Here is a 1,493-nt window from a genome sequence, read left to right as displayed (position 1 = left end):
GTGCGACACCCAAGTAGCACGGGGCCCGAGAAATCCCGTGTGAATCTGGCGGGACCACCCGCTAAGCCTAAATATTCCCTGGTGACCGATAGCGGATAGTACCGTGAGGGAATGGTGAAAAGTACCGCGGGAGCGGAGTGAAATAGTACCTGAAACCGTGTGCCTACAAGCCGTGGGAGCGTCGCTGGCAGCACTTGTGCTGTCAGTCGTGACTGCGTGCCTTTTGAAGAATGAGCCTGCGAGTTTGCGGTGTGTTGCGAGGTTAACCCGTGTGGGGAAGCCGTAGCGAAAGCGAGTCCGAATAGGGCGGTATAGTAGCGCGCTCAAGACCCGAAGCGGAGTGATCTAGCCATGGGCAGGTTGAAGCGGAGGTAAGACTTCGTGGAGGACCGAACCCACCAGGGTTGAAAACCTGGGGGATGACCTGTGGTTAGGGGTGAAAGGCCAATCAAACTCCGTTATAGCTGGTTCTCCCCGAAATGCATTTAGGTGCAGCGTCGTGTGTTTCTTGCCGGAGGTAGAGCACTGGATAGGCGATGGGCCCTACCGGGTTACTGACCTTAGCCAAACTCCGAATGCCGGTAAGTGAGAGCGCGGCAGTGAGACTGTGGGGGATAAGCTCCATGGTCGAGAGGGAAACAGCCCAGAGCATCGACTAAGGCCCCTAAGCGTACGCTAAGTGGGAAAGGATGTGGAGTCGCAGAGACAACCAGGAGGTTGGCTTAGAAGCAGCCATCCTTGAAAGAGTGCGTAATAGCTCACTGGTCAAGTGATTCCGCGCCGACAATGTAGCGGGGCTCAAGCGTACCGCCGAAGTCGTGTCATTGCAGTACATACCCCCAACGGGGACTGTGATGGGTAGGGGAGCGTCGTGTGCCGGGTGAAGCAGCAGCGGAAGCTAGTTGTGGACGGTTCACGAGTGAGAATGCAGGCATGAGTAGCGATACACACGTGGGAAACGTGTGCGCCGATTGACTAAGGGTTCCTGGGTCAAGCTGATCTGCCCAGGGTAAGTCGGGACCTAAGGCGAGGCCGACAGGCGTAGTCGATGGACAACCGGTTGATATTCCGGTACCCGCTTTGAAACGCCCAGTATCGAATCAGACGATGCTAAGACCGTGAAGCCGTCCTGGATCCTTCGGGTGAAGGGGAGTGGTGGAGCCGTCGGACCAGATCTGTAGTAGGTAAGTGATGGGGTGACGCAGGAAGGTAGTCCATCCCGGGCGGTGGTTGTCCCGGGGTAAGGGTGTAGGACGTTGTGCAGGTAAATCCGTGCAACTTGTGTCTGAGACCTGATGCCGAGCCGATTGTGGTGAAGTGGATGATCCTATGCTGTCGAGAAAAGCCTCTAGCGAGTTTCATGGCGGCCCGTACCCTAAACCGACTCAGGTGGTCAGGTAGAGAATACCGAGGCGTTCGGGTGAACTATGGTTAAGGAACTCGGCAAAATGCCCCCGTAACTTCGGGAGAAGGGGGGCCACACTAGGTGATCA

The 1,493-nt window shown here is 56.5% G+C and carries 1 rRNA gene (running past both ends of the window); it reads left to right on the top strand.

From position 1 onward, the window contains the following. A 23S ribosomal RNA gene (locus tag ACIOJD_RS34500) occupies positions 1 to 1,493 on the top strand (it extends past both window edges: 418 nt to the left, 1,272 nt to the right).

The sequence above is a fragment of the Streptomyces sp. NPDC088116 genome (assembly GCF_044741745.1).
Classification (GTDB): domain Bacteria; phylum Actinomycetota; class Actinomycetes; order Streptomycetales; family Streptomycetaceae; genus Streptomyces.
The sequence above is the reverse complement of the archived record's forward strand: the minus strand, read 5'-3'. Positions and strand labels throughout refer to the sequence as shown.